The sequence below is a fragment of the Neisseria sp. P0001.S005 genome (assembly GCF_051963715.1).
In genome coordinates this window covers 1-24,228 of record NZ_JBQCTZ010000023.1, presented here as the reverse complement: position 1 = coordinate 24,228, position 24,228 = coordinate 1, and the positions used below count along the sequence as shown (strand labels likewise).

Below are 24,228 nucleotides of genomic sequence, written 5' to 3'. Positions count from 1 at the left end.
GAATATTCCCATCAACACAATAAATAAGTTTAAATTCAAAATATTGCTTTCCTAAGCCCAGCAAAGCGCAAGGCCGTCTGAAAGTATTTTCAGACGGCCTCTTGCTTATTTTACCGATAGGATGTAAAACCTATCCTTCGAAATAAACGGTTCATCGAAACCGTACATCAATCGACACAATATGGACACAAACTCCGAAATGCACACCCACTCTAATTTTTACGCTATGCTGACTGCAGCCTGCCAAAAAAACGGTAAAGGTACGGTCATTTTCAACGACAAAGAAAAAATCAGCTATTCCTCCCTCAAACGCGAAGTAGAAACCGTCGCCGCCTATCTGCAACACCAAGGCGTACAATATGGCGACAGGGTTGCCCTTGTCGTTTCCAACTCTCCCGAATTTATTGCCGCCTATTTCGCCATTACTTCCATCGGCGCGGTAGCCGTCCCACTCAACGTCTTTTTGAAAAGCGAAGAATTTTCCTACATCCTCAATGACTGCGGCGCACGCTTCATGTTCGCATCCGCGCCGTTGGCCAAAGAACTCAAAAACATCAAAGCCAAAACCAAAGTCAATAAAATCATCTGGATTGGCGAAACCAACGCCGCCAGTGGCGATGACAGCTATTTCGATGCCGCGCGTACATTCCCCGGCAAGCCGAATCTGAGCCGTCAGCCGTCCGTCAACGACTTGGCGCACATTATCTACACTTCCGGCACAACCGGCCACCCCAAAGGCGCACTAATCAGTTACAGCAACCTGTTTTCCAACCTTTCGGGCATCGAACAAATTTTCCAAATTTCACAAAAAGACCGCTTCGTCGTCTTCTTGCCCATGTTCCACAGCTTTACGCTGACTGCCATGGTTTTGCTGCCGATATCTCAAGCCTGCTCGATTATTTTGGTCAAATCCGTCTTCCCGTTCTCCAACGTGTTGAAACAGGTTTTGCTCAAACGCGCTACCATTTTCCTCGGCGTACCGGCTATTTACACTGCCATGAGCAAAGCCAAAATCCCTTGGTATTTCAGATGGTTCAACCGCGTCCGTCTGTTTATCAGCGGCGGCGCGCCTTTGGCCGGACAAACCATTGACGATTTCAAAGCCAAATTCCCGCGTGCCAAATTGCTGGAAGGCTACGGCTTGAGCGAATGCTCGCCCGTCGTAGCCGTCAATACGCCTGAGCGCCAAAAAACCGCCAGCGTCGGCGTCGCCCTGCCCGGCTTGACCGTGAAAGCCGTCGATGACGAATTAATCGAAGTGCCACGCGGCGAAGTGGGCGAACTCATCATCAAAGGCGGTTCGGTCATGCAAGGCTACCTCAATATGCCTGACGCCACAGATGAAACCATTGTCAACGGTTGGCTAAAAACCGGCGACTTCGTCACCATAGACGAAGACGGCTTCATCTTCATCGTCGACCGCAAAAAAGACCTGATTATCTCCAAAGGCCAAAACGTCTATCCGCGCGAAATCGAAGAAGCCATCTACAAACTCGAAGCCGTGGAAGCCGCCGCCGTAATCGGCGTGAAAGACCAATACGCCGATGAAGAAATCATTGCCTTTATCCAACTCAAAGAAGGCATGAAACTGGAAGAAGCCGAAGTCCGCAGCCACCTGCGCGGCCTGTTGGCAAACTTTAAAATCCCCAAACAAATCATCTTCCAAGACGAGCTGCCGCGCAATGCCACCGGCAAAGTGTTAAAACGCAAACTCAAAGAACAGTTTCAAGACTAAACCGCTGTTTCAGACGGCCTCTTGATTCATGCAGGCCGTCTGAAAACAACCTGTATTCCACAAACCTTTTCAGACGGCCACGACCATGACGACACCTATACTCGAAATCGAAAACCTAAACGGCTCCTTTCCGAGCAAGCAAGTCCTGCACGATATCAACCTGACCTTGCAACCAGGCCGCAAACTGGCATTGGTCGGCGAGAGCGGCAGCGGCAAAACCGTATTGTCGCAAGGCATCATGCGCCTCAATCCGATGGTTACCTTTGAAGGCCGTCTGAAATATTGCGGAACCGATCTGCTGACCCAGCCCGAACGCGCCCTGCAAAAACTGCGCGGCCGCGAAATCGGCATGGTGTTTCAAGAACCCATGACCGCCCTCAACCCTGTCATGCGCGTCGGCGAACAAATCGCCGAAGTCCTGTCCCTGCATTTGGGTTTGGATAAAAAACAGGCATGGGCGCGCGCTATCGAACTCCTAGACGAAACCGGCATCCACCAGCCCGAGCAAAAAGCCCAGGCTTATCCGTTCCAACTTTCCGGCGGCCAACGCCAACGCGCCATGATTGCCATGGCCGTATCAGCCCAGCCCAAGCTCCTGATTGCCGACGAACCGACCACCGCTTTGGACGTTGCCGTTCAAGCCCAAATTCTCGACCTGCTCTCACGCCTGCAGGAAGAACACGGCATGACCATGCTCTACATTACGCACGACTTAAACCTTGTGCGCCGTTTTGCCGACGATGTCGCCGTTATGCGTGACGGCCGTATCCTCGAAACCGGCAAAGCAGCCGAAGTCTTCGCCAATCCTCAGCACGAATACACCAAAATGTTGCTCAACGCCGGCACAACGCGCCGAGTGGCCCCATTGCCTGAAAATCCTGCCACCGTCCTTAAGGCCGAACAAATCGCCTTTTCCGTCAAAGAATCAGACGGCTGGTTTAAAAAACGCGACAAAACCATTCTCAACCCCGTTTCTTTCGATCTCAAATCGGGGGAAACATTGGGCATCATCGGCGAAAGTGGCTGCGGCAAAACCACGCTGGCCAAAGCCGTTATGCACCTTATCGATTCCGAAGGCAGCCTGAACATCAACGGCAAGCCATGGCGACATGAATTGCGCCGCGAAATCCAAATGGTGTTCCAAGACCCGTTCGGCGCATTCAATCCGCGTATGAACGTCTTTGATACCGTTTCCGAAGCCTTGCGCGTTCACGAACCTGAAATGCCGCGCGAAGAAATGCGCTGCCGCGTTCAAGAAGTCCTTAAACAAGTCGGCTTGCCCGAAGACGCACTCGAACGCTATCCGCACGCATTCTCCGGCGGCCAGCGCCAACGCCTCGCCATCGCCCGTGCCATCATTGTCCGCCCGAAAATCCTCGTTTTGGACGAACCAACCAGCGCGCTTGATGTCCAATGGCAACAACAAATCCTTGAATTGCTCAGCGGCCTGCAAAAAGAATACGGCCTCGCCTTCATCATCATCAGCCACGACCTCGCCGTCATCCGCGCCATTTCCCACCGCGTGATGGTGTTGAAAGACGGCAAAATCGTTGAAGAAGGCGAATGCGAAAATGTGTTTGCCAATCCAAGCAGCAACTATACGCGCCATTTGATTGCCCACTCCGGCCACATGGTTCAAGAGGCCGTCTGAATCTTTAAGGATTACGATAGACGCATTTCAAAAAAACTATTGCCAGGTGGCGGCACTTGAAATTTTCCCTGTCTGCCACTATTCTGAACAACATCTTTATTAATCCCGATTTGAAAGGAAATAACATGAGCAGCGAATTGATTATCCATACCAGCGATGCCAGCTTCGAACAAGACGTTTTGAAATCCGACGTACCTGTATTGCTGGACTTCTGGGCACCATGGTGCGGCCCTTGCAGAATGATCGCCCCAATCTTGGACGACATTGCCTCCGAATTCCAAGGCCGTCTGAAAGTCGTTAAAATCAATATCGACGAAAATGAAGTTACTCCTGCCAAATTCGGCGTTCGCGGCATCCCTACCCTGATGGTGTTCAAAAACGGCAAAAACGTTGCAACTAAAGTCGGCGCATTGGCTAAAGGCCAACTGACTGCATTCGTTGAAGCCTCTATCGCTTAAGGCTTTAAGCATATAAAAAGGCCGTCTGAAAATTGTTTTCAGACGGCCTTTTTTGTATTCATTAAGCAGCCAATGGTTTCAAAATCAGGCTGGCATTTTCAGCCTTCACTTTAAACAGCAAATCAATATTCGGATGTTTGCCCGGATTGGCTTCGGCATCGGCAACATGCTCGGCAAACCATGCCAAGCCGCGTTCTGCCGCCGCTGCGTCCAGCTTGCCGTCAAACTCTTGCGCCAAAGCATGGTAAAGCTTGAGCGAGCCTTGTTTGCCGGGTGCATTGGGAATGTGATGAACCACATTGCCCTCTTTATCGAGAATATCCAAGCCGCTCAAATGATCGATGGCAGGCATGGCGGCCAGATTGTCTTGGAAGCTCATGATTGTCCTTTCTGATGTGGATTTTAAAACAAACCATATAACAAGGCCGTCTGAAAGTTGATGTTTGACACTTTTCAGACGGCCTTAAACATTTCAATTAACGTGTACCGAAAATCTTATCGCCAGCATCGCCCAAGCCTGGGATGATGTAGCCGTGTTCGTTCAAGTGGCTATCGAGTGCGGCAGTGTAGATGGTTACATCAGGATGCGCGTCATTGACGGCTTTCACGCCTTCCGGAGCGGCAACCAATACCAATGCTTTGATGTTACGGCAACCTTTGGCTTTTAAAAGGTCGATGGTGGCAACCATAGAGCCGCCGGTCGCCAACATTGGGTCAATAATCAGTGCGGGACGTTCGTCCATGCTGTCGACAAATTTTTCAAAATAAGAAACCGGTTTCAAAGTTTCTTCATCGCGCTGCAAGCCGACAACGCTGATTTTGGCAGTCGGAATCAGGTCGAGTACGCCGTCAAGCATACCCAAACCGGCACGCAAAATCGGGACAACGGTCAGCGTTTTGCCTTTGATGCGGTCGCCTTCAATAGAGCCGCACCAGCCGTCAATAATATATTTTTCAATTTCAAAATCACGGCTGGCCTCATATGCCATCAGACGTGCCAACTCGGTGGTAAGCGTGCGGAATTTGTAAGTGCTGCAATCCGCTTCACGCATCAGCGTGAGTTTGTGGCGGACTAAAGGGTGGTTGATAACGGTAACGTTCATGTTGATTTTCCGAATTGCGTTGATGGAGGGGGATTATACTTTTTTTCGCATGGCGCGCAAAGTGCGTATTCATGCGAAAGGCCGTCTGAATCAGGGTTTCAGACGGCCTTTGTCAACAATTTTACATTACGGAATATTGTGGATAATTAAGCTTTCAGCAATTCTTGCAGTTCGCCTGCTTCATACATTTCCATCAAAATGTCGGAGCCGCCGACAAATTCGCCGTTAACGTACAGTTGAGGAATGGTCGGCCAGTCGCTGTATTCTTTAATGCCTTGGCGTACGGCATCGTTTTCCAATACGTTGACAGTCACATAGTCGGTGCAACCTGCCGCATTGAGGATTTGTACGGCACGGGAAGAGAAGCCGCATTGCGGAAATTGCTTCGTGCCTTTCATGAACAATACGACGCGGTGTGTGGTAACGACTTCTTTGATTTGATCGTGGATAGAGGACATGGTGTGTTCCTTTTTACTAAATCGGTTGTTCGGGAAAAATCAAATTTCCCGCCATTATACGCAAATTGATGAAGTTGAGGGGCGTTTATCAACGTCGGATCTGACCGTTGCCGTTGATGTAGAACTTGGTCGAAGTCAGCGCTTCCAAACCCATCGGGCCGCGGGCGTGCATTTTTTGGGTGGAAATACCGATTTCCGCGCCCAATCCGAAAACAAAGCCGTCGGTGAACCGAGTGGACGCATTGACATAAACCGCCGCCGCATCAATGCTTTCTTGGAAAAACTCGGCATGGGCAATGCTTTGGGTCACAATCGCTTCCGAGTGATGCGTCGTGTGGCCGTTAATCCAATCGACGGCTTCTTCCACTGATTTCACTGTCTTGACCGACATAATATAGTCAAGAAACTCGGTGCTGTAATCTTCCTCGGTTGCCAAAACGGCATTTTTAAACATACGCAATGCTTCCTGATCGGCTCTAAATTCGAACGGATGCACTTTGGCAACAGCTTCCTCCAGTTTGGGCAAAAACGCTTCCGCTATTTTTTCGTGGACAACCAAAGACTCCGCGGCATTGCACACGCTCGGACGCTGCGTTTTCGCGTTCACGACGATATTGACCGCCATCTCCAAATCGGCACTGTCATCCACATAAATATGGCAATTACCGACTCCGGTTTCAATGACGGGAACTTTCGATTTCTCTTTCACCGTCTGAATCAAGCGCGCGCCGCCGCGCGGAATCAGCACATCAATATAATCGACTGCCTGCATCAATTCCTCAGCAGCGGCATGACTGGTATCTTCAACCAGCTGCACCACATCGGCATCCATTCCCGCCTTTACCAAAGTCTGCCTGATGACGGCAATCAATGCGGTATTTGAATGGATCGCGTCGCGACCTCCACGCAAAATAATGGCATTGCCGGTTTTAAAGGCCAGAGAAAACGCATCGACCGAAACATTCGGGCGGCTTTCAAAAATCATGGCGACCACGCCCAAAGGCACGCGTTTTTGAACAATCTTCAAACCGTCCAAATTGGTATAGCCGCGGACAACCTGCCCAATCGGGTCTTGTAAATCGGCAACCTGCCCAACGCCTTCTGCAATGCCTTTGATGCGTTCATGATTCAAGCGCAGCCTGTCGAGCATAATGTCCGAAATGCCGTTTTCTTTTGCAGCGGACAAATCGCGGGCATTTTCCGCCAAAATCACCTCAGCCTGTTCAACCAAATCCTTTGCGACCTGACGCACCAAATTGTTTTTTTCCACGCTTCCCAAGCTGATTAACGTTTTACTGGCTTTTTGGGCATTCTTGCCCAACTGTTCGATATAGCTCATCAAACCTCCCTATTTCTCTTGTGCAAACCAAGTTCCGATAGGCGCGCCATCTAAAACCTGAAGAATATCGCGCGGATTGGCGCTGTTCATCAACACCATCTGGCCGTGATGTTCAAACATCATCTGCGCGCTCTTAATCTTACTGAGCATGCCGCCCGTACCAAACTTACTGCCCGATCCGCCGGCAGAAGCAATGATTTCCTCAGTAATATCGGCCACATGGCTGCGCAGCTTGGCATCGGCGTGAACAGCCGGATTTTTATCAAACAAACCGTCGATATCGGACAACATAATCAGCAAATCGGCTTTAACGATTTTCGCCACAACTGCCGACAGGCGGTCGTTATCACCAAACTTGGTAGCATGGTCCATCTCGTCCACGCTGACCGCGTCGTTCTCATTGACAATAGGGATGACGCCGATGGAAAGCAGGGATTCAAAAGCATTGGTAACGTTTGCCAAACTTTCTGGATATTCGACCACATCACGCGTCAGCAGGATTTGCGATACCGTCATCCGATAATGGGAAAAAATCTGCGAGTAAAGGCTCATCATGGCCACTTGGCCGACGCTGGAAACAGCCTGCTGCTGCGCCATTTCCGCCGGACGTTTTTCCATATTGAGGACATTCAGCCCAAAGCCCATCGCGCCGGAAGACACCAGCACAATTTCTTTGTCCTTACTGACCAAGCTGGAAATGACAAAGGCCAGTTGGTCGATTTTTGCCAAATTGATTTTACCGTTTGGCAACACCAAAGAGCTGGTTCCAATCTTAATGACAATGCGTTTTACTGCTTCAAAATCTCGTTTCATTATTCTCCTCTGCTTTCTATTTTTATGATTGCACGCGGCATTATTTCAGCCAAGCTAATCCACATCATAACTGCGAAGCAATAGAAAATACAGACAAAATTAAAAATGCTTCCTTTAAAAGCGTATTTTCAGCTCTTATCCGAATCCGTTAACAACAAAACAAAAGGCCGTCTGAAACCCTATTTCAGGTTTCAGACGGCCTTTTACCGATTATTGAAACTCTAGCCTGCAAAGATAAATACAGACCGTTCCCTACAAACGCTTATTGGTGCTCAGAAATAATTTTCAGCATTTGCGCCAATACTTTAGGATTGGCCGCAACGATATCGCCGCTTTCCAACCAGCCTTCATTACCGGACATATCGGTAACGATGCCGCCTGCTTCTTGGACAATCAATGCACCGGCGGCAATATCCCAAGGTTTGAGGTTGAACTCGAAGAAACCGTCCAAACGGCCGGCCGCAACGGCACACAAATCCAAAGAAGCTGCGCCTTCACGACGGCCGCCGGCGGTTTTTGCCAAGAAGTCTTTCAAAATCGCCAGATACTTGTCCATCATGCTTTGATCGACAACAGGGAAGCCGGTACCGATCAGGCAGCGGTTCAATTCGATGCGGTTGGAAACGCGGATGCGGCGGTCGTTAAGCAACGCGCCTTTGCCGCGGGAAGCCATATATACGTCGTTGCGCTCAGGTGCGTACACCAAAGCTTCTTGCAACACGCCTTTGTGCAAGAGTGCCATAGAGATGGCGTATTGAGGATGGCCGTGGAGGAAGTTGGTCGTGCCGTCGAGCGGGTCGATAATCCATTCGTACTCGGCGATGGCTTTACCGTGGGAGCCGCCTTCTTCGCAAGTGATTTTGTGATGCGGATAGGCTTCTTTGAGCGCTTCTACCAAAATCATTTCAGAGCTGCGGTCAACATCGGAAACGAAGTCGTTGAATGCTTTACTGTCTACTTTGACGGCATCCAGATTGCCGGCGGCGCGAATCATCATTTGCCCTGCTTTACGGGCGGCTTTGAAAGCGGTATTTAAAAACGGATTCATGGTTTTCTTCCTAATTCAGGTAAAATACGCCCTAATGCGCCGAACAAGGCACACAAGAGGCTGTTAATCGTTTCCGATGCTGTTAAAGAACATTTCAGACGGCATGGAAAAAGGCCGTCTGAAAACAAAAAGATGGCGCATTATACCTGATTCCCGTACAAACAGAAAACAAAACATGACTTCCGAAAAACCCGCCCTGCCCGCCTATCTGGACAATATCCGCATCATCCTCACGCGTACCAGCCATCCCGCCAATATCGGCTCCGCCGCCCGCGCCATGAAAACAATGGGCCTGCACAAACTGACCATCGTTGCCCCCAATCTGATGGCAACGCCGATGACGGAAAATCCGCCCGTATTCGATCCGGAGCATCCGCAATCGTTTAAATTACCGGAAGAAAGTTTCATCCTCGCTTCCGGTGCGGCAGACGTTTTGGAAAATGCCACCATTGCTGCCTCTTTGGACGAAGCCCTTGCCGACACCACCATCGCCTGCGCCCTGACCAGTCGCCGCCGCGAAATCACCGCGCCGCTGCAAACCCCGCGCGATTTGGTGCCCGAATTACTGCAGGCCGCCAACCGAGGCGAAAAAGTGGCACTGGTTTTCGGCAACGAGACTTTCGGCTTGAGCATCGAAGAAGTCCAAGCCTGCAACCGACTGATGACCATCAACGGCAATCCCGACTATTTCTCGCTCAACCTCGCCCAAGCCGTGCAGGTCGTGTGCTACGAAATCTTCAGCCAAACCGATTCGCCCATGACCCATCTTCAACAGGAAGACCACGCTGCGACCCATGAGCAAATCAAAGGCATGGTCGCCCACATGGAAAGCGTGATGAACGACATCGGCTTTTTCAACCGCCGCAACGGCGAGCGCCTGATGCGCCGTATGCAGAGCCTGTTCGGACGCGCCAACACGCAAACCGAAGACATCGACATCCTGCGCGGTTTTTTCAATACCGTCAGCCACCGTATCCATAAAAAAGACTGATTTAAGGCCGTCTGAAAACATTTCCAGCTTTTCAGACGGCATGACTGATATTCGGATAAGCATGAATTACGCCCTAGACGCATTATGGTGGAAACTCACCAGCCAACCCGTCCGCGACCTCGCCTCGCTGCTGACTGCGCCCCCTTTGTGGCAAAGCGGTTGCGAATTGAGCGTGCGCGAACTATTGGGGGAGCACGGTTTCCGCTACCTTTTGGCATTGGACGCCGATCCCGCGCCGCTGATGGATCACCTTGCCCAACGTTCCCCATTCGGCCACCGTCTCGGCATTTATGCCGAAGAGTTGTTGACGTTTTGGTTTGCCAACGCGCCGCACGCCAAACTGCACGCATACAACCTGCCCGTTTTTTCAGACGGCCAAACTTTAGGTGCCGCGGATTTTGTCGTTTCCCTCAACCAACAGCCCTACCATATCGAGCTGGCGTGTAAATACTACGGCGGAGACCAAGTGCAAAACCTGCACGGTCTCAACCCTAAAGACACGCTGACGGACAAGGCCGCCAAATTGGTGCAGCAATCCCAGCTGCTACATACACTGCAAGGCAAAGCAGCCTTAACCGCACAAGGCCTGCCGGAAAATCCGCTTCCTGCTTCCATCGTGCGCGGCATCGGATTTTTTCCACAAGGTTTCCATGCTTTTGAGCCGCCACTTAACTCATACGGCTGGCGCGGCATCTATATTCAAGATTGGGCGGAATACTGGTTTGAACACCAAGAAGTCCGCTACCACCTGCTCGACCGTATGGCCTATCTCGCGCCTGCTCGTGTCGCCGAAACCGAAACATTGAACGAAACCGAAATCCGCCGTATCGACCAAGGCTTGATTGCCGTTTTGGAATTACGGCCGGACGGCTTTTGGCACGAAATCGAACGCATCATGAAGGCCGTCTGAAACCCTTTACCAACTTTAAGAGAACCCATTACATTATGAACGCCGCACAACTCGACCATACCGCCAAAGTTTTGGCTGAAATGCTGACTTTCAAACAGCCTTCCGATGCCGTCCTCTCCGCCTATTTCCGCGAACACAAAAAGCTCGGCCGCCAAGACCGCCACGAAATCGCCGAAACAGCCTTTGCCGCATTGCGCCACTATCAAAAAATCAGTACCGCCCTGCGCCGTCCGCACGCCCAGCCGCGCAAAGCCGCGCTTGCCGCACTGGTCCTCGGCAGAAGCACCAACATCAGCCAAATCAAAGACCTGCTTGATGAAGAAGAAACAGAATTCCTCAGCAATTTAAAAGCCCGTAAAACCGAGTTTTCAGACGGCCTGAATACCGCCGCAGAATTGCCGCAATGGCTGGTGGAACAACTGCAACAGCATTGGAGCGAAGAAGAAATCCTCGCTTTCGGCCGCAGCATCAACCAACCTGCCCCGCTTGACATCCGCGTCAATACCTTGAAAGGCAAACGCGATAAAGTGTTGCCATTATTGCAAGCCGAAAGTGCCGATGCAGAGGCCACGCCTTATTCGCCTTGGGGCATCCGCCTGAAAAACAAAATCGCGCTTAACAAACACGAACTGTTTTTGGACGGCACGCTGGAAGTTCAAGACGAAGGCAGCCAACTGCTTGCCTTATTGGTGGGTGCAAAACGCGGCGAAATCATTGTCGATTTCTGTGCCGGCGCCGGCGGTAAAACCTTGGCTGTCGGTGCGCAAATGGCCAACAAAGGCAGAATCTACGCCTTCGACATCGCCGAAAAACGTCTTGCCAACCTCAAACCGCGCATGACCCGCGCCGAACTGACCAATATCCACCCCGAACGCATCAGCAGCGAACACGATACCCGTATCGCCCGACTGGCAGGCAAAGCCGACCGTGTATTGGTGGACGCGCCCTGCTCCGGTTTGGGTACTTTACGCCGCAATCCCGACCTCAAATACCGCCAATCCGCCGAGACCGTGGCCAACCTTTTGGAACAGCAACACAGCATCCTCGATGCCGCTTCCAAACTGGTGAAACCGCAAGGCCGCTTGGTGTACGCCACCTGCAGCGTGTTGCCGGAAGAAAACGAGTTGCAAGTCGAACGTTTCCTGTCCGAACATCCCGAATTTGAACTCGTCAACTGCGCCGAACTGCTGCAAAGCCTGAAGGTCGATTTGGATACCGGAAAATACCTGCGCCTCAACTCCGGAGAACACCAAACCGACGGCTTCTTTGCCGCTGTATTGCAACGCAAGGATTAAGGTTGAAAAAGGCCGTCTGAAATCCTTTCAGACGGCCTTTTTGATAGGTTTTTTACATTAAAATCATTAGATACGATAGTCGCGCTCTGCAATAATATACTTTAAGGCATGTATCTCGACCTTTTATCAGAATATTGTGAAAAGCTGGAAAAAATGCTTTATGCTTTGTAAATGTATGTGTTCTCGTTCAAAATTCGCCCGGTCATGCCTCAGGCGATACCCGATACGGACAACGATAATATATAAATTATTTGGTTAAAAATCATGTCGCATATTTATTCTTTCCCCACAAAGCCCCGTTTATTGTCATCGGCCATTGCCGTCGCCTGCTGTCTGCTGCCGTTTCAGACGGCCTCTGCATACAGCCTGCAAGACATCCTCAGGGACGCTTTAATCAGCGACCCGATTGTGCGTGAAGCCAAAGCCACTCAAGAAGCAGCGCAAAGCACAACCAAAGCCACGCGTGCGCGCCATTATCCTGTCGTTACCCTGACCGGAACGAAAGTGCTGGCGCAACACAATAAATACAACAGCAACGATATGGATGACGGTATCGGCGTGCGCGGCAGCGTAAACATCTACTCATGGGGTGCGATTGAAGCCGCCGTCCGCCGCGACCGTAGCCGCGAAGAATACTATCAACACAAATACACCGAAAGCCAAGAGCAGCTGGGCAGCGATATCGGCCGCCTCTATCTGAGCGCATTGCGTGCAAAAGAAACCCTGATCCTCAACGAACAGACTTTGGCGCGCCACAACAACCTCTTAAAAGACTTGGACACCATCGTCAAATATGATGCCGGCCGCCGTTCCGAGCTGATTGAAGCGCGCGCGCGCCAACTGCAAGTGGCAAACATCATTGCCCAACAACGCCGCACCATGGATTTGGCCCTGAGCCGACTGTCCCGCTATACCTCGCGCCAACTGACTGCCAACGATTTGGAAGATCCGTTTAAAAACGACACAGCGAAATCCATCAGCGAACGCTTCAACAACCCCAACCGCAACAACAATCCATCCTATCAGGCGCAATTAGCCGAGCGCGACAGCGTCCGTGCCGATTTGGACGCTTCCAAAGCCGAACGCCTGCCTGCCCTCAATTTGGAAGGCAGTGCAACGCGCAACACCAAACAACTTTATTTAAACGTTGCATGGAATGTGTTGGATATTGCCGCACGACACAATGTAGAGCGCAATGCCAAATCATTGATTGCCGCAGAGGCCAAGTCCGAACAAATCCTGCGCGACATGAACGAACGCGTTCAAACGTCGGCCATCGATATGCAAGAAAGCGAACAGCGTACCGCGCTGACGGCGCAACACATCGCCGCCCAAAAAGAAGTCATCAAAGTGTACGAATTGCAGTTTAAAATCGCCCGACGTACGCTGACCGACGTTTTGAGCGCATACAGCGAGTTATCCTCCATCGAGCAGGATTATGTTGCCGCCCGCAACGATTTCCGCGATGCGGCGCTCGACTATTTAAATACCCAGGCCAAAATCTCTGCTTGGGTCGGTTTGGCACAAAAATAAAGCCATATCCGCTGGTTAAACCAAAAACATTACGCGAAAAAATATGAAAGCCATCATTGAACACATCGTTTTAGTGACCCGCCTTTTGGGTGCGCCCGTATCCGAAGCCGCTTTGTCCGCCGAAGTCGTACGCGACAAAAAGCTCAAGGTCAACTATCACTCACTGGTCGAAGTCCTGCGCAGCCACGGCTTTGAAAACACCTTGTCCAAACGCAATCTGGAAGACATCCCCTCGCTCGCCGTGCCGGTCATGATTATCCTGCACAACGAAGAGGCCGCGGTCATCACCAAAATCGAAGGCTCAGGACAAGAGCGCAAATACCATATCCGCCAGGTTGACGGTTTGGAACAGGAACTCAGCCACGAGCAGCTCTCCGGCCTGTATTTGGGTTACTGCTGGTTTATCAAACCCAAAATGGCTACCGATATGCGCTCGGAGCTGCCTGAATATCATTTGCCCAAAGCATGGTTTTGGAAAGTCATTTGGCGATTCCGCAGCTACTACTACCAAGTCATCTTGGCCACCATCATCATTAACTTCCTTGCGCTCGTCAGCTCCCTTTATGTGATGAACGTGTACGACCGCGTGATTCCCAACCAGGCCTATGAAACCTTGTGGGTATTGAGCATCGGCGTGGTCTTGGCGATTCTGTTTGAGTTTGCCGCCAAAATGATTCGTGGTCATTTGACCGATATTGCCGGTAAAAAAGCCGACCTGATCATCAGCTCCGCCCTGTTCCGCCGCGTGATGGCATTGCGTCTGGCAGACCGTCCAGCTTCCTCCGGTTCATACGCCAGCAACCTGCGCGAATTTGAAGCCGTGCGCGAGTTCATGACCAGTGCCAGCTTGTTGACCATTGTCGACTTGCCTTTTCTGTTACTGTTTATCTTCGTAATTTCCATGGTCGGCGGCAAACTCGCGCTCGTTCCCCTGACCATCATTCCGATTGTCGTGATTGTCGGTTTTGTCGTACAACGACCGCTCTCTCGCCACATCAACGAATCGATGAAAGAAGGTTCGCAACGCTCTGGCCTTGCCGTTGAAGCCATCGAAGGCATCGAAACCCTGAAAACCAACAACGCCACATCTTGGGCGCAACAACGTTGGGACGAATACACTGCCAAAACTTCCGCTTCTTCCATCAAAGTCAAAGATACCAGCAACTTTATGGTCAACTTCGCCGTTGCCATGCAGCAGCTCAATACCGTCTTTTTGGTCGTCGTCGGTACCTATCTGATTCATGCCGACAACCATGCGGAACGCATCACCATGGGTGCATTGATTGCCTCCGTGATTCTGTCCGGCCGCGCTTTGGCGCCGTTGGCACAAATCGCCGGTTTGGCTACCCGCTTCCAACAAGCCAAACTTGCCCTCAAAGGCGTAAACGACATCGTTAACCGCCCTATCGAGCGCAATCCGGAACGCAAATACATTACTTTGGACAACGTACAAGGCAACATTACCTTTGAAAATGTATCGTTCAAATATCAAGCCGACAACAACAGCGCCGTCGAAGATTTGCGCCTGACCATCAAACCGGGTGAAAAAGTCGGTATTTTGGGCCGTATCGGCAGCGGTAAAAGCACCATGCTCAAACTGGCCAGCGGTCTGTACGACACTGAAAAAGGCAACGTTACCCTTGACGGCGTCGATATGCGCCAGCTTGACCCCAACTTCCTGCGCGATCAAGTCCTGCTGTTGAGCCAATCGCCACGCCTGTTCCTCGGCACATTGCGTGAAAATATGGACTTGGCGCGTACCGGCAGCTACTCTACCGACCAAGACTTACTGACTGCGCTCAACCGCTTCGGCCTCGACAAAATCATCCGCAACCATCCACGTGGTTTGGATATGCCTCTGGGTGAAGACGGCTTAGGCTTGTCCGGCGGTCAAAAACAAATCATCGCCTTGGCGCGCATGACCTTGCGCAACCCGAAAGTCGTCTTGCTGGACGAGCCGACCACCAGCCTGGACCAAGCCACTGAACGCATGGCGCTCAATGCCATCGCCCAATGGGGCCGTAACCGCACCATGCTTTTGGTGACCCACCGTCCGCAAGTGCTGCAAATCGTCAACCGCATCATTGTGATGGACAATGGTAAAGTCGTGATGGACGGCCCACGTGACTTGGTATTGCAAAAACTCATGCAAAACGAACAAGCCAAAGCAGCCAACGTCAAACAACAGCAACAAGCTGCTGCGGTCAAACAGCAGCAACAACAAGCTGCCGCAGCCCCTCAATCGGCAGCACAATAAAGCAAAAGGCCGTCTGAAACCTACTTACCCTTTCAGACGGCCTGCCCTAATGGTTAAAATCCACCAAACACAATAAAGATACACGATTATGAGCCGCGAAAACAACGTCAAATCCAAAGACCTACACCTCATCAACGACCTCAATGCCGCCCTTCAAAAAGAAAAACACAGCGGTCAATTTTGGGTCATCATCCTATTCTTCCTTTTCCTGATTGTCTTCGTCGTCTGGGCATACAACAGCCCTGTCGAAGAAGTGACCCGCGGCAACGGCAATATCATTCCCAGCAGCCGTGAGCAAGTAATTCAAAGCCTGGACCCCGGCATCGTAACCGAAATCATGGTTAAAGAAGGCGATATGGTCGAGAAAGATCAGATTCTGATGAAACTCGACGACACGCGCAGCTCCGCCGTATTGCGTGAAAGCGAAGCCAAAGTCGAAAACCTCGAAGCCACCGTTGCCCGCCTTAAAGCCGAAGCCTACGGTACCAAGCTCTCCTTCCCTGACAGCGTGGGTCCCGAGCTTCGCCGTCGCGAAATTGCCGCCTACAAAGCACGCCGTCAAGCCATGACTGACGCCGTCAGCGGCCTTTCCCAAAGCAAGGCCGCACTTGACCGCGAGATCGCCATTACCGCACCTATGGTTACCGAAGGCGTGGTTTCCGAAGTCGAACTTTTAAGAATGCGCCGAGATTCCGCAGACTTGGCTACTCAAATCTCCGAACGCCGCAACCGTTACAAAGCCGATGCCAACAACGAACTCTTGCAAGCCGAATCCGAGCTGGCGCAATCCAAAGAAAACGTTGCCATGCGTGCAGACCCGGTTGAACGCTCGCAAATCCGTGCGCCTATGCGCGGCATCGTCAAAGGCATAAAAGTCACCACCATCGGCGGCGTTGTGAATGCAGGCGAAGACATCATGCAAATCATCCCCGTTGACGACAAACTGCTGGTCGAAGCCTATATCCGTCCGCAAGACATCGCCTTTATCCGCGCAGGCCAACCTGCATTAGTTAAAGTCAGCGCATACGACTACTCCATCTACGGCGGTTTGGAAGGCAAGGTTACCCTCGTTGGTGCCGATACCGTCAGCAATTCCATGCAAAACCGTGCCAACGACTTAAAACTTGACCCGAACCAAGTTTATTACCGCGTTCTCGTCCAAACCGAAAACAACTCCCTGAAAGACAAAAACGGCAAACCTATGCCGATTATTCCGGGCATGGTTGCAACGGTAGACATCAAAACCGGTGAAAAAACCATCTTCCAATACCTGATCAAACCGATCACGCGTATGAAACAAGCGTTAAGCGAACGCTAATCGATAAAACGATAAAAGGCCGTCTGAACGTTTTCAGACGGCCTTTGATTTATGTTTTCACTATGCCCGTTTATCCGGCAGGCAAATTACTTCTCCTTAAAAGCAGTACCGACAAACGTCCTTTTCGGATTGCCGCGCTCAACTTGATAGAGTTGGGCGTGCTGCTCCTGCGCAAAATTTCCAGCTTGTCCGGCATGATGCTCCGCCAACTTTTGCGCCAATAACATGACCGCCAATTTCTTATTGGCATGCTGGCTGCGTTCGCTCTCGACCCGCACGGAAATGCCGCTTTCTTTATGGGTAGCGCGGACGGCGCTTTCGGTTTTGTTGACGTGTTGCCCACCCTTACCGCCCGAACGGCAGGTTTGAAACTCGATTCCGTTTTCAGACGGCATTTCATACATCTGCGGCATATCGGGCAAGCGGAAAACGCCTATATACCAATTTTTGCGCGGATGTTTCGAGCGGACAGGGCTGGGGCATACCCATTGGAGCGTCCCCTGCCAAGTTTGTGCCAAGCTTTCGGCTTTCTGCCCTTCCAATTTGAGCATTGCCGACAAAATGCCGTGCTTATCGGCGGTTTCGGTAACAAGTTCGGCATCAATGCCTTTGGCTTGGGCTTCGGCAAGCAGCTTGCCTAAGACGAAACGGGCAAATATACGGCACTCCGCCGGCCCTTGCGCGGTGGAAATTTGCAGATAAACCGCTGGTGTATTCTGTTTCATCTTTACGCTCCACACTCGCCGCCGGTTTTATAAGTCAAAACAGGCTTGAACCGCGCGACCAATTCAATCAAACCTGCGTTTTTCATCTCGGCAATAACGCTGTCGATGCTTTTATAAGCCTGCGGCGCTTCTTCAAAAATCAGGGCCTTATCCTGACAAACGACTACGCTGCCAAATTCGGTCTGGCGCAGGCTGTCAGCAGTATATTTGTGCGACAGCCTGCCTTTGCATTCGCCGCGCTGCCATTTCCGACCTGCGCCATGAGCCAAGGTATTCAACGAAATTTGGCAATTTTCGGCAGGTCGGACCAGATAGCTGTAATCGCCGCGCGAACCGGGTATCATGACCAAGCCTTTATCGGTGGGCGTTGCGCCTTTTCGGTGCAGCCAACCAGTTGTGCCGTCAATCTCGGTTTGTTCCAAAAAATTATGATGAACATCGAGCAGGCATATTCCTTCTGCGCGCCAACGGTCGAGCATTCTGGCCGCAATCAAACGACGGTTAAGGCTGGCAAATTCAAGGGCTGCTTGGTGTTCGGCAAGATAGGCTGCCGCTGCTTCGCCCTCTTCCGCCAAACCTTGATGTCCGAAGGCGGCAATATGGCGTTGCAAAATCTGCTGGCCCAATCCGCGCGAACCGCTATGCACCAACAGTTGCAGATGGTTTTCATCAAAATCTGTCGGAAGCAGATCGGCGCGATAAACGGTATCAACGGTTTGCAACTCGGCAAAATGGTTGCCGCCGCCAATCGTACCTACGGCAAGGCCGTCTGAAAATTGGCGCATATCGACAGCGTCGCCTAATAATTCAACCTGTTCGTCTTTGTCCAACGGCGTATCGATGTTGCCGAGCTGTTTGGCGAGTTTGGCCGGTTTGAGTTTGGCTGCGCGTAAATTGGTCTGCCAAAACGCCATGCCGCAACCGATGTCGCTCCCAATCAGGGCAGGATAAAAATGACGGTCGCTGAAAAATGCCGCGCCAACCGGATAACCGCGCCCTGCGTGTAAATCCGGCATTCCGGCAACGCGCAGCATATGCGGTAATCGGGCGGTGGTTTCGAGCTGTGCGACAGCATTGCCTTCAATCCATGTATTTGAGTCGGCAATAATTTGAATATGATGGGGATAATTGCCCATGTGTTTATGCTTTCTTTAAAACGGATAGAAACCGTCAATAGATGACAATAGGTATCCGCCGTCTGCGAAATGTTCAGACGGCCTGGTTTCTAGCCGATAATCGTAGGGAAAGCAGCCCGAAACGGGCGACATGGAATGCGAAAAGCGTTATCCGAAAGTCAGACCGACGCTTGGGCTGCAAAGAATGTGATTGAGCGGATTGAAGTATTGCGTGTCATGGCTTGCTCCTTTCTTTGCATGAAAATATTAAAAACGTTCGGATTATAGAGGGTTCATTTCCAATCATGCAAACTTACTGACATTAATCTGCCAATGATGTTGCATAAATGGCAACTATTGAGAACATGATTTAGGCCGTCTGAAAACTTTTCAGACGGCCTTTAATGCCCAATAATCCTTACAAAACAACGGTCGGATAAGAGCCGATAACTTTCACGAAGGAAGCGCATTCGCCCAAAAGTTGCAAGGCTTTTTGGACATTTTCATCGCTTTGGTGGCCTTCGATATCGATGAAGAACAGGTATTCCCACAAAACTGATTTGCTTGGGCGGCTTTCAAATTTGGTCATGGAAATACCCAACTCGGTGAAGGGTTGCAACAAAGAAGTAACGGCACCGGCACGGTTGGGTGCGGATACGACCAAAGAGGTTTTGTCGTTGCCGCTGCGGCCGGTTTCTTGATGACCCATCACCAAGAAGCGCGTGGTGTTGTTTGGTTCGTCTTCGATACACTCGGCGGCAAAGCTCAACTGATAAATTTCCGCGGCGATACGTCCGGCAATGGCGGCCACATTCGGGCTGTCAGATTCGGCAACCAAACGCGCTGCTTCGGCATTGCTGGCCACTGCGATACGTTCCGCATTGGGCAGGTTGCGGCCGAGCCAGTCGTTGCATTGTGCCAAGGCTTGGGCATGGGCGAAAACTTTGGTAATGCCGCCAATTTCGTGGCTGTCTTTACGCAGCAGGTTGTGATGAATGCGGACAACCACTTCGCCGCAGGCTTTCAACGCAGTTACTGCCAACAAGTCCAAAGTGCGCCCCACTGAGCCTTCGGTCGAATTTTCTACCGGCGCCACCAAATAATCGGCTTGACGCGTTTCAACTTGTTTGAAGCAGTTGTCGATGGTGGTACACGCCATGGTGTGTGCGGCGTGGCCGAAATGTTTGATGGCAGCTTGCTGGGTAAATGTTCCCTTCGGGCCCAAATAGGCAATCGTCAGCGGACGCTCCACCGCCAAACATTCGCTCATAATCTCGCGAAACAGCCGGGTGACCGATTCATCCGGCAAAGGGCCGCGGTTCAAATCCTGAATCCGGCGCAAAACGGCCACTTCCCGTTCAGGACGGTACACCGCGCCTGTCCCTTTCAATTCGCCGATAGCATGCGCATGACCGGCGCGCTCGTTGAGCAAACGGAGGATTTCCGCATCAATGCTGTCGATGGCATTGCGGTGCGGCAATAATTGTTCGTCTATGGATAAAGGCATAAGCTGTCTCGCAATTTTGTGAGGGATATTTTCATTTTAACATTAAAGGCCGTCTGAATTCCGTTTTCAGACGGCCTCAACACTATCTTTATCTAACTTTATCGTCTATCAGGTTTGCAAACGCCGCCAATTCCATCATAATTAAGCCTTTTGAACGACAAGGCCTATTCCATGCACTCAAACGGACTGTACACCCGTTTTCTGCCCGATGAAGAAGCAGCCCTGCAACTGGGTGAAGAATGGAGCAAGCAGCTTTCCGCTCCGCTGACCATCTATCTCGAAGGCGGACTGGGTGCAGGCAAAACCACGCTGACACGCGGGATTTTGCGCGGACTGGGGCATACGGGCGCAGTTAAAAGCCCGACTTACACCATTGTCGAATCTTATCCGCTGGATACATTCACCCTCCACCATTTCGACCTCTACCGCTTTACCATGCCCGAGGAATGGGAAGATGCCGGTTTGGACGAATTGTTTGCACCCGACAGCGTCTGCCTCATCGAATGGCCGCAGCAAGGTGGGGAATTCACGCCTCCGGCAGACATTACCATTACATTGACGTACACCGATAAGGGCAGAACCTGCACCTTTTCCGCCCACACAAACCAAGGCCGAAAAAGTTTAGAATCATGGTCAAATTAACTAGAAGACACATTCTCCGTCAAGGCACAGGACTATTTCTCACCCTCACACCCGTTGGTGCTGCATTGGCCAAACCGGCCTCTCCTGCGCAATTCCTTGCCGTCCGCATTTGGCCGGCGAACGCCTACACACGCGTTACCCTTGAGAGCAACCACTCGATGAAATACCAACATTTTATGTTGGACAACCCCAGCCGGTTGGTCGTGGATATTCAAGGCGCGGAAATCAACAGCGTCCTGCAAGGCATTTCCAGCAAAGTGCTGTCTAACGACCCTTTTATCCGTAGCATTCGTGCCGGTCAAAATACGCCCAATACCGTGCGTATCGTCATCGACCTCAAACAAAGCACCCATCCGCAAGTCTTTGCGCTCGCCCCCGTCGGCAACTTCAGAAACCGCTTGGTTATCGACCTCTATCCGCACGGCGCAGATGCCAACGACCCGATGATGGCCTTGCTCAACGGCAATGTTCCCAAACAACGTCAAAATACCAATATCGCATACGACACCCCTGCCCCTAAAAACAATCGCGGCAGCGGCAGCAACCGCCGTCCCGTGATTATGATCGACCCCGGTCACGGTGGCGAAGACCCCGGCGCAATCGGCCCGAGCGGTCTCAAAGAAAAAAACGTTGTACTCTCCATCGCACGCGAAACCAAAAAACGCCTCGAAGCCTTGGGTTACAACGTATTTATGACGCGCAACGAAGACATCTTTATCCCATTGGGCGTACGCGTTGCCAAAGGCCGTGCACGCAATGCCGACGTATTCGTATCCATCCACGCCGATGCCTTTACCAGCCCGTCCGCTCGCGGTACCGGCGTATATATGCTCAATACCAAAGGCGCGACCAGCTCGGCGGCAAAATTCCTTGCCCAAACCCAAAACAACGCCGACGCCATCGGCGGTGTACAATCCAGCGGCAACCGCAACGTCGACAACACGATTTTGGACATGACCCAAACCGCGACCCTGCGCGACAGCCGCAAGCTCGGCCATTCCGTCTTGACCGAATTGGGCAAACTCAACCAATTACACAAAGGCCGCGTTGACGAAGCTAACTTTGCTGTCCTCCGTGCGCCGGATGTTCCGTCCATTTTGGTGGAAACCGCCTTCCTCTCCAACCCTACCGAAGAGCGGCTACTCGGCAGCGAACCCTTCCGCCAACAATGCGCCCAAGCCATTGCCACCGGTATTCAAAAATACATCAATACAGCCGTTTTACGACGCGGTTAATGGCTTGATAAAACAAAGGCCGTCTGAAAAATTTTCAGACGGCCTTATCTTTTCAAGCAATCTATTTAACCGCACTTCCCTACCGCAGCCGGATACACCGACACCTTCGTCTGCGTCAATGCAAACAGGTTTTCCAACTGCATTTGCGCCTGACGGTTGGCATGTTCCAAAATCTCAGCCTTGCACGCGCTTTGCAATACCTGCCGTTTCGCCTCTTCCTGCACCGTCTTAAATACAGACTTATCCATAGGCAGCAAATTAAACGAGCCGGTCTGAATATCGTACACTTCGATATTTTCCAAATCCACGCTCAAGATTTCCACCGCCGGCAGGCTGATCAATACCTTGTCGTCCACAATATTGACATTGTCCGCGCCTAATTTGTCCAAATCCAAACCGGCCAACACCTTACCGCGCACAATAAAAATACCACTTTGCGAATCCTGCCACAGCCTGCGCCAATCCCCTTTTTTCTCCGTACGGATAATCGTATCGATATAAAATGCCGTACTTTCCAAGCGATTCATCTGCTTAATCTGCATCAAAACCCCCTCACGGGACAAAACCTGATGTTCTTCGTTCTGACCATGCAGGGCATAAAACCAGCCGCCTGCAGCCGTCAGCGCACACAACACCAGCACGACCAATCCGCGCCCAAACATTTTCATTTCAAACATCCCCCGTTAAAATAATCATCAAAACATTCCCCATATTCTCCCAAAATCGTCAATTTCAAGCCATACCCAGGCCGTCTGAAACAATAAATTTCATTACCAAAAAGTAATAAAAAATCTCAACAAACAAAATTTGCCTTTTGGTAAAGACAAGACTACAATCCATTACACACAATTCAATTTCATCTCATCATGAATACCACTGACCTGCGCCGCCACAACCTGCGGCAATGGATAACACAACACCACAACGGCCAGCAGACCAAGTTTGCCCAAGCCATCGCCATCAACCAAGGCGAGCTGTCCGCCCTGCTGAAAAACAAATCTTTCGGCGAGAAAAAAGCCCGAAAAATCGAGCAGACAGCCAATATGCCTGACATGTGGCTGGATCAAGACCACCAAGACCGCCACGCCCCCACCATCAGCCAAGAAAGAAATACCATGTCCCACATCTCCACCATCCCCGAAATCCTAGCAGACATCAAAGCTGGCAAAATGGTCATCATCACTGATGCCGAAGACCGCGAAAACGAAGGCGACTTGCTGATGGCCGCCCAATTCGTTACCCCCGAAGCCATCAACTTCATGATCAAAAACGCACGCGGCTTGGTCTGCCTGCCGATGGATGGCGAAATGGTCGAAAAACTCGGCCTGCCCATGATGACCCAGAAAAACGGCGCACAATACGGCACCAACTTTACCGTCTCCATCGAAGCCGCCCACGGCATTACCACCGGAATTTCCGCCGCCGACCGCGCCCTGACCATTCAAACCGCCGTTTCCCCATCCGCCAAACCAGAAGACATCGTCCAACCCGGCCACATCTTCCCACTGCGCGCCCAAAAAGGCGGCGTACTCGTCCGCGCCGGACACACAGAAGCCGGCGTCGATCTGGCACAAATGAACGGCCTGATTCCCGCCGCCGTCATCTGCGAAATCATCAACGACGACGGCACCATGGCGCGTATGCCCGAACTGATGAAGTTCGCTGAAGAACACAATCTCAAAATCGGCACCATTACCGACCTCATCGAATACCGCAGCCGTACCGAAAGCCTGCTTGAAGACATGGGCAACGCACCCGTACAAACCCCGTGGGGCGAGTTCCAACAACACGTTTACGTCGACAAACTCTCCGGCGAAACCCACCTTGCCCTCGTCAAAGGCACACCCTCCGCCGAAGAAGAAACCCTCGTCCGCGTCCACGAGCCCTTCAGCGTGATGGACTTCATCCAAGCCAATCCGCGCCATTCATGGTCATTGCCAAAAGCCCTTGAGCGCATCCAACAAGCCGAAAGCGGCGTCGTCATCCTCCTGCACCGCACCGAAGACGGCGCCACCCTGCTCGACCGCACCCTGCCCAAAGGCGCAAACCAAGCCTACAAATGGGACAGCAAAAGCTACGGCATAGGCGCACAAAT

The 24,228-nt window shown here is 51.5% G+C and carries 22 protein-coding genes; 12 read left to right on the top strand and 10 right to left on the bottom strand.

Annotated features, from left to right (window positions below):
* Positions 1–181 precede the first annotated feature (181 nt).
* From ACTHSP_RS05185 to trxA, 3 genes are all read left to right on the top strand, one after another.
* Entirely contained in the window at positions 182–1,735 is a 1,554-nt protein-coding gene (locus ACTHSP_RS05185; protein ID WP_314512641.1) for a fatty acid--CoA ligase, read from the top strand.
* A gap of 85 nt (positions 1,736–1,820) precedes the next feature.
* Positions 1,821–3,386, top strand: a complete 1,566-nt coding sequence (locus tag ACTHSP_RS05180) for a dipeptide ABC transporter ATP-binding protein (RefSeq protein WP_314512639.1) — start codon at positions 1,821–1,823, stop codon at positions 3,384–3,386.
* A gap of 125 nt (positions 3,387–3,511) precedes the next feature.
* Positions 3,512–3,844, top strand: a complete 333-nt coding sequence (gene trxA / locus ACTHSP_RS05175; protein WP_440345747.1) for a thioredoxin TrxA — start codon at positions 3,512–3,514, stop codon at positions 3,842–3,844.
* Positions 3,845–3,905: 61 nt separating this feature from the next.
* Here the strand turns inward: trxA and ACTHSP_RS05170 are convergent, their stop codons facing one another.
* The 6 genes from ACTHSP_RS05170 to ACTHSP_RS05145 form a co-directional block, all read right to left on the bottom strand.
* Positions 3,906–4,223, bottom strand: a complete 318-nt coding sequence (locus ACTHSP_RS05170) for a DUF2322 family protein (protein WP_004519528.1) — start codon at positions 4,221–4,223, stop codon at positions 3,906–3,908.
* A gap of 97 nt (positions 4,224–4,320) precedes the next feature.
* Positions 4,321–4,947 (bottom strand): uracil phosphoribosyltransferase, encoded by a 627-nt coding sequence (gene upp, locus ACTHSP_RS05165; RefSeq protein WP_004519527.1) that lies wholly within the window; start codon positions 4,945–4,947, stop codon positions 4,321–4,323.
* A 146-nt stretch (positions 4,948–5,093) separates the two neighbouring features.
* Positions 5,094–5,405: a Grx4 family monothiol glutaredoxin gene (gene grxD, locus ACTHSP_RS05160; RefSeq protein ID WP_003681608.1), complete on the bottom strand. Its 312-nt coding sequence runs from the start codon at positions 5,403–5,405 to the stop codon at positions 5,094–5,096.
* 88 nt (positions 5,406–5,493) lie between these two features.
* On the bottom strand, positions 5,494–6,744 hold the full coding sequence (locus tag ACTHSP_RS05155; RefSeq protein ID WP_314512635.1) for a glutamate-5-semialdehyde dehydrogenase: 1,251 nt from the start codon (positions 6,742–6,744) through the stop codon (positions 5,494–5,496).
* Between the two features lie 9 nt (positions 6,745–6,753).
* Positions 6,754–7,557 carry a glutamate 5-kinase gene (proB, locus tag ACTHSP_RS05150; RefSeq protein WP_070461470.1) on the bottom strand — a complete coding sequence of 268 codons (804 nt, stop codon included), beginning with the start codon at positions 7,555–7,557 and terminating at the stop codon, positions 6,754–6,756.
* Positions 7,558–7,819: 262 nt separating this feature from the next.
* Positions 7,820–8,605 carry an inositol monophosphatase family protein gene (locus tag ACTHSP_RS05145; protein ID WP_314512632.1) on the bottom strand — a complete coding sequence of 262 codons (786 nt, stop codon included), beginning with the start codon at positions 8,603–8,605 and terminating at the stop codon, positions 7,820–7,822.
* Between the two features lie 175 nt (positions 8,606–8,780).
* Between ACTHSP_RS05145 and ACTHSP_RS05140 the strand changes: the two genes are divergently transcribed.
* From ACTHSP_RS05140 to ACTHSP_RS05115, 6 genes are all read left to right on the top strand, one after another.
* On the top strand, positions 8,781–9,596 hold the full coding sequence (locus ACTHSP_RS05140) for an RNA methyltransferase (protein WP_049335615.1): 816 nt from the start codon (positions 8,781–8,783) through the stop codon (positions 9,594–9,596).
* Between the two features lie 40 nt (positions 9,597–9,636).
* A complete protein-coding gene (locus ACTHSP_RS05135; RefSeq protein ID WP_049335560.1) occupies positions 9,637–10,506 on the top strand; it encodes a DUF1853 family protein in 870 nt (289 codons plus the stop codon).
* Between the two features lie 35 nt (positions 10,507–10,541).
* Positions 10,542–11,801 carry an RsmB/NOP family class I SAM-dependent RNA methyltransferase gene (locus tag ACTHSP_RS05130; protein WP_314512628.1) on the top strand — a complete coding sequence of 420 codons (1,260 nt, stop codon included), beginning with the start codon at positions 10,542–10,544 and terminating at the stop codon, positions 11,799–11,801.
* A 264-nt stretch (positions 11,802–12,065) separates the two neighbouring features.
* Positions 12,066–13,334: a TolC family protein gene (locus ACTHSP_RS05125; protein WP_440345746.1), complete on the top strand. Its 1,269-nt coding sequence runs from the start codon at positions 12,066–12,068 to the stop codon at positions 13,332–13,334.
* 43 nt (positions 13,335–13,377) lie between these two features.
* Positions 13,378–15,591, top strand: a complete 2,214-nt coding sequence (locus ACTHSP_RS05120) for a type I secretion system permease/ATPase (RefSeq protein ID WP_314512624.1) — start codon at positions 13,378–13,380, stop codon at positions 15,589–15,591.
* A gap of 88 nt (positions 15,592–15,679) precedes the next feature.
* Complete coding sequence (locus tag ACTHSP_RS05115) at positions 15,680–16,909, top strand: HlyD family type I secretion periplasmic adaptor subunit (RefSeq protein WP_440345745.1); 1,230 nt, start codon at positions 15,680–15,682, stop codon at positions 16,907–16,909.
* Positions 16,910–16,995: 86 nt separating this feature from the next.
* Here the strand turns inward: ACTHSP_RS05115 and prfH are convergent, their stop codons facing one another.
* The 3 genes from prfH to pheA all read right to left on the bottom strand — a co-directional run bounded on the left by prfH (position 16,996) and on the right by pheA (position 20,256).
* On the bottom strand, positions 16,996–17,634 hold the full coding sequence (gene prfH, locus ACTHSP_RS05110; RefSeq protein ID WP_314512620.1) for a peptide chain release factor H: 639 nt from the start codon (positions 17,632–17,634) through the stop codon (positions 16,996–16,998).
* Positions 17,635–17,636: 2 nt separating this feature from the next.
* Positions 17,637–18,770, bottom strand: coding sequence for an RNA ligase RtcB family protein (locus ACTHSP_RS05105; RefSeq protein WP_314512618.1), 1,134 nt, complete (start codon positions 18,768–18,770; stop codon positions 17,637–17,639).
* A gap of 397 nt (positions 18,771–19,167) precedes the next feature.
* Positions 19,168–20,256, bottom strand: a complete 1,089-nt coding sequence (pheA, locus tag ACTHSP_RS05100) for a prephenate dehydratase (protein WP_314512615.1) — start codon at positions 20,254–20,256, stop codon at positions 19,168–19,170.
* A 171-nt stretch (positions 20,257–20,427) separates the two neighbouring features.
* On the opposite strand from pheA, the gene tsaE reads away from it, so the two are divergent.
* A complete protein-coding gene (gene tsaE, locus ACTHSP_RS05095) occupies positions 20,428–20,898 on the top strand; it encodes a tRNA (adenosine(37)-N6)-threonylcarbamoyltransferase complex ATPase subunit type 1 TsaE (protein ID WP_070826487.1) in 471 nt (156 codons plus the stop codon).
* Positions 20,886–22,133 carry an N-acetylmuramoyl-L-alanine amidase gene (locus tag ACTHSP_RS05090; protein ID WP_314512611.1) on the top strand — a complete coding sequence of 416 codons (1,248 nt, stop codon included), beginning with the start codon at positions 20,886–20,888 and terminating at the stop codon, positions 22,131–22,133. The genes tsaE and ACTHSP_RS05090 overlap by 13 nt, the downstream gene beginning before the upstream one ends.
* A gap of 65 nt (positions 22,134–22,198) precedes the next feature.
* On the opposite strand, the gene ACTHSP_RS05085 is transcribed toward ACTHSP_RS05090, so the two are convergent.
* Entirely contained in the window at positions 22,199–22,810 is a 612-nt protein-coding gene (locus tag ACTHSP_RS05085; RefSeq protein ID WP_083297223.1) for a DUF4230 domain-containing protein, read from the bottom strand.
* A 189-nt stretch (positions 22,811–22,999) separates the two neighbouring features.
* Between ACTHSP_RS05085 and ribBA the strand changes: the two genes are divergently transcribed.
* Positions 23,000–24,228: bifunctional 3,4-dihydroxy-2-butanone-4-phosphate synthase/GTP cyclohydrolase II (ribBA, locus tag ACTHSP_RS05080; protein WP_440345744.1), on the top strand; the 1,229-nt coding region annotated here is incomplete at its 3' end.

Bases quoted from the DNA above. Each gene is read 5' to 3' on its own strand.
- grxD (WP_003681608.1), bottom strand. From the start codon at position 5,405: ATGTCCTCTATCCACGATCAAATCAAAGAAGTCGTTACCACACACCGC.
- ACTHSP_RS05115 (WP_440345745.1), top strand. From the start codon at position 15,680: ATGAGCCGCGAAAACAACGTCAAATCCAAAGACCTACACCTCATCAAC.
- pheA (WP_314512615.1), bottom strand. From the start codon at position 20,256: ATGCCTTTATCCATAGACGAACAATTATTGCCGCACCGCAATGCCATC.
- upp (WP_004519527.1), bottom strand. From the start codon at position 4,947: ATGAACGTTACCGTTATCAACCACCCTTTAGTCCGCCACAAACTCACG.
- ACTHSP_RS05130 (WP_314512628.1), top strand. From the start codon at position 10,542: ATGAACGCCGCACAACTCGACCATACCGCCAAAGTTTTGGCTGAAATG.
- prfH (WP_314512620.1), bottom strand. From the start codon at position 17,634: ATGAAACAGAATACACCAGCGGTTTATCTGCAAATTTCCACCGCGCAA.
- ACTHSP_RS05140 (WP_049335615.1), top strand. From the start codon at position 8,781: ATGACTTCCGAAAAACCCGCCCTGCCCGCCTATCTGGACAATATCCGC.
- trxA (WP_440345747.1), top strand. From the start codon at position 3,512: ATGAGCAGCGAATTGATTATCCATACCAGCGATGCCAGCTTCGAACAA.
- ACTHSP_RS05085 (WP_083297223.1), bottom strand. From the start codon at position 22,810: ATGTTTGAAATGAAAATGTTTGGGCGCGGATTGGTCGTGCTGGTGTTG.
- ACTHSP_RS05090 (WP_314512611.1), top strand. From the start codon at position 20,886: ATGGTCAAATTAACTAGAAGACACATTCTCCGTCAAGGCACAGGACTA.
- ACTHSP_RS05120 (WP_314512624.1), top strand. From the start codon at position 13,378: ATGAAAGCCATCATTGAACACATCGTTTTAGTGACCCGCCTTTTGGGT.
- proB (WP_070461470.1), bottom strand. From the start codon at position 7,557: ATGAAACGAGATTTTGAAGCAGTAAAACGCATTGTCATTAAGATTGGA.
- tsaE (WP_070826487.1), top strand. From the start codon at position 20,428: ATGCACTCAAACGGACTGTACACCCGTTTTCTGCCCGATGAAGAAGCA.
- ACTHSP_RS05185 (WP_314512641.1), top strand. From the start codon at position 182: ATGGACACAAACTCCGAAATGCACACCCACTCTAATTTTTACGCTATG.
- ACTHSP_RS05135 (WP_049335560.1), top strand. From the start codon at position 9,637: ATGACTGATATTCGGATAAGCATGAATTACGCCCTAGACGCATTATGG.
- ACTHSP_RS05105 (WP_314512618.1), bottom strand. From the start codon at position 18,770: ATGGGCAATTATCCCCATCATATTCAAATTATTGCCGACTCAAATACA.
- ACTHSP_RS05145 (WP_314512632.1), bottom strand. From the start codon at position 8,605: ATGAATCCGTTTTTAAATACCGCTTTCAAAGCCGCCCGTAAAGCAGGG.
- ACTHSP_RS05155 (WP_314512635.1), bottom strand. From the start codon at position 6,744: ATGAGCTATATCGAACAGTTGGGCAAGAATGCCCAAAAAGCCAGTAAA.
- ACTHSP_RS05180 (WP_314512639.1), top strand. From the start codon at position 1,821: ATGACGACACCTATACTCGAAATCGAAAACCTAAACGGCTCCTTTCCG.
- ACTHSP_RS05125 (WP_440345746.1), top strand. From the start codon at position 12,066: ATGTCGCATATTTATTCTTTCCCCACAAAGCCCCGTTTATTGTCATCG.
- ACTHSP_RS05170 (WP_004519528.1), bottom strand. From the start codon at position 4,223: ATGAGCTTCCAAGACAATCTGGCCGCCATGCCTGCCATCGATCATTTG.